At 71.4% G+C, this 8,176-nt stretch carries 5 protein-coding genes; 4 read left to right on the top strand and 1 reads right to left on the bottom strand.

Annotated elements, in window-relative coordinates; translation table 11 throughout:
• From GT354_RS55205 to GT354_RS43210, 3 genes are all read left to right on the top strand, one after another.
• Positions 1 to 450: peptidoglycan-binding domain-containing protein (locus GT354_RS55205; RefSeq protein ID WP_237536027.1), on the top strand; the 450-nt coding region annotated here is incomplete at its 5' end.
• Between the two features lie 668 nt (positions 451 to 1,118).
• Positions 1,119 to 2,051, top strand: coding sequence for a type IV toxin-antitoxin system AbiEi family antitoxin domain-containing protein (locus GT354_RS43215; RefSeq protein ID WP_161362444.1), 933 nt, complete (start codon positions 1,119 to 1,121; stop codon positions 2,049 to 2,051).
• A gap of 21 nt (positions 2,052 to 2,072) precedes the next feature.
• Complete coding sequence (locus tag GT354_RS43210) at positions 2,073 to 2,624, top strand: GNAT family N-acetyltransferase (RefSeq protein WP_202512932.1); 552 nt, start codon at positions 2,073 to 2,075, stop codon at positions 2,622 to 2,624.
• Positions 2,625 to 3,154: 530 nt separating this feature from the next.
• Here the strand turns inward: GT354_RS43210 and GT354_RS43205 are convergent.
• The gene (locus tag GT354_RS43205) at positions 3,155 to 5,677 is read right to left on the bottom strand and encodes a SpoIIE family protein phosphatase (protein ID WP_161362440.1); all 2,523 of its coding nucleotides are present in this window, start codon (positions 5,675 to 5,677) and stop codon (positions 3,155 to 3,157) included.
• Between the two features lie 319 nt (positions 5,678 to 5,996).
• Between GT354_RS43205 and GT354_RS43200 the strand changes: the two genes are divergently transcribed.
• The coding region (locus GT354_RS43200; protein ID WP_237536026.1) for a HAMP domain-containing protein at positions 5,997 to 8,176 on the top strand (2,180 nt) is incomplete at its 3' end.

Raw genomic sequence — 8,176 nt, 5'->3', positions numbered from 1 at the left:
GGTCGAGGGGCACCATCCCCGGCGCCTCGGCCGCCTCGGCCAACCGCGACGTCGAGCGGTCGGCAGCGGCGGCGGGTCGCGGCGATGGCCCTGACCTCGTGCGCGGCACTGGGTCTGGGCGCGGGGGTGACGGGCCCCGTGACGTCGACCGCAGCGGCGGCGCCACGGTGCGATCACGTGGCGAAGGACAACCGGCCGGAACTGCGCGAGGGGGATCACGACGACGCGGTCGCCCAGGTGCAGTGCCTGGTCAACACCAGGACCGGGCACCCGGGAGACCTGCCGGAGGACGGCGCGTTCGGTCCGGCCACGGCGGACGGGGTCCGATGGGTGCAGACATGCAGCGGCCTCGATCCGTCGGGGGTCACGGACGAGGCCACGTGGAAGGTGATGTACCGAGCGAAGAAGGGATGTGGGAAGAAGGCGGAACCGGCGAGCACCCCCGCGTGAGCGTCGCGGCGAGGTGACGGGTGAGGGACCGGGCGGCGCGGCGGAGAGGGCGTCGGCGGGTTGGGCACGGCGGTCGGTTCCGGGGACGGATCTGTGCAACCGGGCCTGCGAACGGCTTCAGAGGTCTGCTCTGTGGTCGAACCTGGAGATCGGGGCCGGGAGATCTGCTCGGCGGTCGAGCCCGGACGCCGAACCGAGACGCCGAATGTGGACGTCGAACGTAGAGGCCGAGCCCGGAGGCCGAGTCCGAGGTCGAGGTCGATTCTGCGGTCGGGTTGAGGGTCGACTCCGAGTTCGACTCCGGGTTCGACTCTGGGGTTCGACCCTGGGTTCGACTCCGGGACCGAGTTTGGGGTTCGACTCCGAGATCGAGTCTGGGGTTCGACTCCGGGACCGAGTCTGGGGTTCGACTCCGCGGTCGGTTTCGAGATCGAGTCCGGGATCGGGCCCGCCGCCGGGTTCGGGGGTGGAGCCGGCGGTCGGATTCGGGCTCGACTCCGAGGCCGATTCGGCGGTTGGGCCTGCGCTGGGCTTCTCGATGTCGAGGTTGGATCCGTGATCGGTGGTCCGGCGGTTGATCCACAGGTTGTGTGTGATGGTCACACCTACCGCGGGGGCTGTGGACGACTGTGGGCACGCGTGGAGGGGACGCGCGCACACTGACCCGCATGACGCCGACCGATCTCGCCCCGCTGCTGTCTCGTCCCTTCACTCTCTCCGTCGCCGCCCGCCATGGGGTCGGCCGGTCGGTCGTCCGACGCCTGGTGCGGGACGGCGACGTGCGCCGGGTCCTGCACGGGGTCTATGTAGGCGCGCACATCGAGGATTCACTGCTGGTGCGTGCTCGGGCCGCGGTCATGGTTCTGCCCCGCGGGGCCGTGGTCTGCGGGCGCAGCGCAGCCGAATTGCACGGTGTGCGATCGCCGCCGGACCCGCGTGACGGGGCGCGGCGCACGGCGCCGGTCGAGGTGGTCGTGCCGGTGGGGTTCACCCCGCCTCGCCGGCACGGCTGCCGGGCTCGGGTGATGGCCCTGACCGCCGAGGAGACGGTGTCGATCGCCGGGATTCCGGTCACGTCGCCCGTGCGCACGGCGGCCGACCTGGCCAGGGTCTCGGACCGCGATACGGGGGTCGTGGTGCTCGACGCCTTTCTGCGGGCCGGGCTGATTCCGGCGGACGCCCTGGCCGGGATGCCGGCGCGCTACGCCCACCATCCGGGGCGGCGGCGCCTTGCGGCGGCCGTGCGGCTCGCCGATGGGCGCAGTGCGGGGGAGGAGGAGTCCCGGTTGCGACTCGCGCTCGCCGACGCGGGGGTGGTTGCGGCCGAGGTCGGGTGGGAGGTGCGTTCCGCGTTCGGGCGGGTGCTGTACCGGTTCGCGCTGGCCTGGCCGGATGCCCGCGTGGGACTGGACCTGACGGCGGATCGACACTGGGTCAGGGCGCGGCCCCGCAGCCTGGCGGGGCAGGGCTGGCTCGTCCTCGACTGCCCGACGGCCCAGGTGCGGGACAACCTTCCGGCCACCGTTGCCCGGATCGTCTCTGAGCTGCGGCTGCGTGGCCGGGGCCCACGGGGTGCCGAGCCGACCGGTCTCGTCGCGTGAGGGGCCGGCACGATGGTGATCATGACACCGACGGACTTGACGATCTTGGGTACGGCCGGTCCGCTCACGACCGAGCGGCTCGAACTGCTGCCGGTCGAGGTCGGGTTCGCCGAGGAGATGGCCCAGGTGCTCGGCGACCGTGTGCTGCACACCTTCATCGGCGGCGAGCCGGAGGATGCCGATGCCCTGCGGACTCGTTACGCGCGCTGGGCGAAGGGTTCACCGGATCCTGCACTGATCTGGCTGAACCGCGTCGTACGGCTGCGCGAGGGAGCCCACCTCGTGGGCACGGTACAGGCCACGGTGTGGACGCAGGCGCCACAGACGGAGGAGGCGAGCGCGGTTGTGGTGGCCGAGGTCGCGTGGGTCGTGGGGACCGCGTGGCAGGGCCGGGGCCTGGCCAAGGAGGCGGCGCGCGCCTGGGTGACGTGGCTGCGCGCGCGGGGAGTGGCGGAGGTCCGCGCCCACATTCACCCCGACAACCTCGCGTCGGCCGCAGTGGGCCACGCGGTGGGGCTGGCGCCCACCGACATCCGGCAGGACGGCGAACAGCGCTGGTCGGCGCACCTCTGAACCAGCCCGCCACACCGGGCTCTGCCGAGCCGATGCGCCCCCGACCGCGTCGGCCCAGCGGGACCTGCCGAGCCGATCGGGCCTGGACGCGTCGGCTCACACCGGGGCCTGCCGAGCCGATTCGCGCCCGATCCGGCCGGCCCGACAGCCGGATCAGCCCGGCAACGTCATGGCTGGTGGAGTCGGTTTCTGCCCGATCAGTCCGGTAACGCCGGGTCTGTCGGGCCGGATTGCGCCCGATCGCGTCAGGGCCTGCCGGGCGGGTAACGCGTGCGCGACCGGCTTGACGGTTCGGCCGGTCCGGCAACGTCATGGCTGGGGGAGTCGGTTTCCTGTCTATCCAGGCCGGCGACGCCGGGACCTGCCGGGCCGATTCGGGCCTGTCGGGCCGTACGCGTGTTCGGCCGGGCCGGGTATGCGCTTCGAGGGTTGTCGAGTCGAGTCGGGTCCATGCGTGCCCGGCCGTCGGTTCGGCCGGGTCGAGGGTCGACTCGGCCCGGCCGTTGCTGCCTGTGTTGTCGGTCCTCGGGTCAGTCTTCGCCGGAGATGCGCATGACCAGGATTGCCATGTCGTCGCGGGCCTGTTCTTCTGCGAAGAGTTCCACCGCGCGGTGGATTCTGGCGGCGACTGCGCCGGCGGTGAGGCCCGTGCAGCCCGACAGGACCTCGGCGAGGCCGTCGTCGCCGAGCATGCGGGTGCCTTCACGGCGTTCGGTGACGCCGTCGGTCACGCACACCAGGACGTCGCCGGGATCCAGGTCCACCGTCTCCAGGACGAGGTCGACCTCGTCGAGGACGCCGAGCAGCGGCTGCGGCGTGGCCACCGACGTGACCGTGCCGTCGGGGCGCAGGCGCAGCGGCAACGGGTGTCCCGCCGAGACCAGGCTCAGCCGAACGCCGCCACCCTCGCGGTGGGTCATGTGGCCGTGCAGGAGGGTGAGGAAGCGGCTGCGTGGGCCTTCCTCCAGGATCGCGGTGTTCAGCCGCTGCAGGACCGCCGGTACGGACAGCCCCTCGCGGGTCAGCAACCGCAGGGCCTGACGGGCCAGGCCGGTCACGGCCGCGGCCTCGGGACCGGTGCCGCACACGTCACCGATCGCGAAGCCCCACTTGTCCTCGCCGATCGTGAACAGGTCGTAGAAGTCGCCACCGACCTCGTTGCCCTCGCCGGAGGCCTGGTAGACCACCTCGACGTCGACGCCGGGCACCTTGGGCAGCTCCGGCGGCAGCAGGCTGCGCTGGAGGGCCTGGCTGGTGGAGTTGCGCTCGGAGTACAGCCGGGCGTTGTCCATCGCCAGGGCCGCCCGGCGGGACAGGTCCTCGGCCAACTCCAAGGTGTCGCGCCGGAACCGGTCGCCGGCCAGGATGCCGAACGTGAGCATGCCGATGCCCCGGCCCCGGGCGACCAGCGGCAGGGTGACCGCTTCGCCCGTCACCAGGTCGGTGTGCTCGCGGACGGTCTCCGGGTCCAGATGCCGCAGGCCCAGCCAGCGTCGAGCGCCGGGAGTGGGCTGCGCCCGTGGCGGTTCGGCCTGGTCGAGCAGCGCCCGCAGGTCGTCGGTGCGCATCTCGTCGGCGTGCCACACCGTGCTCAGCACGGGCGCGTGCGATTCGCCGGTGTGTACCGCGCACCACGTCCCGAGCCTGGGTACGACGATCTGGGCGATCATCGCGAGCGTCATCTCCGGGTCGAGCGTGCCGGCCAGCAGGTCGGACGCCTCGGCGAGGAAGGACAACGAGCCGCGTCGGATGCGCTCCAACTCGGACAGCCGCGCGCTCTCCACGGTCAGCGACAGACGGTCGGCCGCGCGTTGCAGCCGGGCGGCGTCGTCGTTGTCGAAGCGCGCGACCGTCTCCGACGCCACCCCGAGCGTGCCGGTGAGCCGGCCCTCGACCTTGAGCGGGACGGTCACCGCCGAGCGCATCCGGGTCTCGTGCAGGATCGGCACCGCGTCGGGACCGGCTTCCAGGTCCTCGTGCACGGCGGGCATCCGGGCCGAGCCGTAGCGCCCGACGACGGTCTCGACAGGCACCCGAGACAGGCGGTGTGCCGCGCCGGGCAGGCCGGTCGTCGCGCGCACCTCCATCTCGCTCTCGTCGTCGGTGGCCAGCAGGACGAAGGCCGAGTCGGCGTCGAGCAGATCGCGGGCCCGCTCCACCGCGCGCTGCAGCAGGTCCTCGAGACCGAGGCGGTTGAGCCCCTCGATCCCGTCCCACTCGCTGTCCGCGGGCACCGCCGCCGGCGGGCGACCACGAGCCCCGTCGCGGTTCTCCAGTACGGCACGGGCCTGCGCCGGCACCAGCAGGGCGACCAGGGCCGGGTCGCCGGCGGCGTCGCGCAGCCGTACGTGCGACGCGAACACCCGCAGCGGAACACCGGTGGCGTGACGGACGTCGTACGCGCCCTGCCAGCGGGACAGCTCCAGCATCTCGTCGAGCGTCAGTTCGGTGCCGGGCGTCTGGGGCCACGCCACGAGGTCGTCCAGCGACGTGCCGACGGCTTCCTTGGCGTTCATCCCGAACAGCCGCGACGCCTCTGCGTTCCAGTGCGTCACCCGCCTGCCCGTGTCGGCGTGTACGACCGCGACCCGGACCGGCATCGCGGCGTCGGGCAACGCGTTGGCGGCCAGCAGCGGCCCGGCGGAACTGGTCGACGACGACGCGTCGGGCAGTTCGAGCCGGAACCACACCCGCTTGACGTTCTTGGCGTATTCGACACCCCACGCGGAGGCCAGCGACGCCGACAGGAACAGGCCGCGCCCGCTCTCGTCACCGTCGTCGAACCCGGTGACGGGCTCGGGCAACTCGCGACTGGGGTAGTGGTCGGTGACCTCGATCTGGACGCCGCCGTCGTAGCGCACGCACGAGACCTCGGCAGAGGTTCCGGCGTGCACGATCGCGTTGGTGACCAGTTCGCTGGTGAGCAGGACGGCGTCGTCCACTACCTCGCCGGCGTCCCAGTCTCCGAGCGTCTTGCGGACGAACGAGCGTGCCGCCGCGACCGATCTGCCCTCGGGTGCGAAGGCAGCGCTCATCCGGGCAGTGATGAGCATGCTCGTTCCCTGATCCATACACTCCCGCATCGGCGACAAACGGCGGCTGCGGGGACGAATCCGGCTCCACAGTCCGGCAGATTCGCACCCTATCGGTTTCGGACGATAGGGCGGACCCCCTCCAAACAGTGACGGATCCATCACGATTTCGACAGATGTTCCCCGTCGGGGGCCCTCCAAAGTACCGATGTTGCCCGAGACGAGCCCCATAGTCGCGGACCGCCTCTGCTCTTCACCCTGTGAGTGAAAGACTGTCGACGGCAAGCGACCGGGCGCGAGGGCGGTCGCGGCGTATCGGGTCCGGCGGAGGAAATGCGAGATGGCGAAGGCTTCCCCAGGGCAGGCACGGCAGTCGGCAACCCATCGGGTCCGTGACGACGAGCAGGATCTGCGTCGATTGCTGGCCGCGCTCAGTGGTGTCCGCGACGGCAACTTCCGCAAGCGTCTGACCGTCTCCGGCGACGGGATCATGACCGAGATCGCCGCCGCGTTCAACGACATGGTGGAGCGCAACCAGCACCTCGCCGGCGAACTCGCGAGGGTTCGTCGCGTGGTCGGCCGCGAGGGCAAGCTCACCGAGCGCCTCGACCCGGGACCGGGCGAGGGTGCGTGGGCGACCAGCATCGACGCGGCCAACGCGCTCGTGGAGGACCTGGTCCGTCCGACGGTCGAGGTCGGCCGGGTGCTGGCCGCGGTCGCCGAGGGCGATCTGTCCCAGCGGATGGACCTGCGGATCGCCGAGCAGCCGTTGCGGGGCGAGTTCCTGCGCATGGGCCGTACCGCCAACGGCCTGGTGGACCAGCTCAGCGCGTTCGCCGACGAGGTCACCCGGGTGGCCCGCGAGGTGGGCACCGAGGGCAAGCTCGGCGGCCAGGCCCGGGTGCGCGGGGTGTCCGGGAGTTGGAAGGACCTCACCGACTCGGTCAACACGATGGCCAGTCGGCTGACCGCGCAGGTGCGGGACATCGCCCTGGTCACCACCGCCGTCGCCAAGGGCGACCTGACCCGCACGGTCACCGTCGAGGTGGCCGGCGAGATGCTGGAGCTGAAGGAGACCGTCAACACGATGGTCGACCAGCTCTCCGGCTTCGCCGACGAGGTCACCCGAGTCGCCCGGGAGGTGGGCACCGAGGGCAGACTCGGCGGCCAGGCCCGGGTGGAGGGCGTATCGGGCACCTGGAAGGACCTGACCGACTCGGTCAACGTCATGGCGGGCAACCTGACCGCCCAGGTCCGCGACATCGCGCAGGTCACCAAGGCCGTCGCGTACGGCGACCTGTCCCAGACCATCACCGTGTCCGCCCGCGGCGAGATGGCCCAGCTCGCCGAGACCATCAACGCGATGACCGGCACGCTGCGCACGTTCGCGTCCGAGGTCACCCGGGTCGCCCGCGAGGTCGGCTTCGAGGGCCGGCTCGGCGGCCAGGCCCAGGTCCCCGGCGGCGCGGGCATCTGGAAGGACCTGACCGACTCCGTCAACACGGCCTTCTTCAACCTCACCGCGCAGGTGCGCGACATCGCCGGGGTGACCACCGCGGTAGCCCAGGGCGACCTGTCGCAAAAGATCACCGTGGACGTCTCCGGCGAGATGTTGGAGCTCAAGAACACCGTCAACACCATGGTCGGCCAGCTCTCGGCGTTCGCCTCCGAGGTGACCCGAGTGGCCCGTGAGGTGGGCAGCGAGGGCATCCTCGGCGGCCAGGCGCAGGTCTCCGGCGTGGCCGGCACGTGGAAGGACCTGACCGACTCGGTCAATGTGATGGCCGGCAACCTGACCGGCCAGGTCCGCAACATCGCCCAGGTCTCGACCGCGGTGGCCCGCGGCGACCTGTCGCAAAAGATCACCGTGGACGTCTCCGGCGAGATGCTGGAGCTCAAGAACACCGTCAACACGATGGTGGACCAGCTCAGCGCGTTCGCCTCGGAGGTCACCCGGGTCGCCCGAGAGGTAGGCGGTGAGGGCCGGCTCGGTGGTCAGGCCCGGGTCGTGCCGGGCGTCGCGGGCGTCTGGCTCGACCTCACCGACTCGGTCAACTTCATGGCGGGCAACCTGACCGCCCAGGTCCGCAACATCGCCGAGGTCACCACCGCGGTCGCGCGCGGCGACTTGTCCAAGAAGATCGACGTCGACGCGCGTGGCGAGATCCTAGAGGTCAAGAACACCGTCAACACCATGGTCGACCAGCTCTCCGCGTTCGCCGACGAGGTCACCCGAGTGGCGCGCGAGGTGGGCACCGAAGGGCGCCTGGGCGGTCAGGCACAGGTGCTCGGCGTCGCCGGCGTCTGGCGAGACCTCACCTACTCGGTGAACTCGATGGCCGGAAACCTCACCGAACAGGTGCGCAGCCTCGGTCAGGTCACCACGGCTGTCGCGCGCGGCGACCTGTCGCAGAAGATCACCGTCGACGCCCGCGGCGAGATTCTCGAACTCAAGAACACCGTGAACACGATGGTCGACCAACTGTCCGGCTTCGCCGACGAGGTCACCCGAGTCGCCCG

This window comes from Streptomyces sp. SID3343, assembly GCF_009865215.1.
GTDB lineage: Bacteria > Actinomycetota > Actinomycetes > Streptomycetales > Streptomycetaceae > Embleya.
Note: the sequence above shows the minus strand (reverse complement) of the source record. Positions and strands in the feature narration are given on the sequence as shown.

Coding starts and splice junctions, on each gene's coding strand:
- GT354_RS43215 (WP_161362444.1), top strand. CDS start 1,119: ATGACGCCGACCGATCTCGCCCCGCTGCTGTCTCGTCCCTTCACTCTC.
- GT354_RS43210 (WP_202512932.1), top strand. CDS start 2,073: ATGACACCGACGGACTTGACGATCTTGGGTACGGCCGGTCCGCTCACG.
- GT354_RS43205 (WP_161362440.1), bottom strand. CDS start 5,677: ATGCTCATCACTGCCCGGATGAGCGCTGCCTTCGCACCCGAGGGCAGA.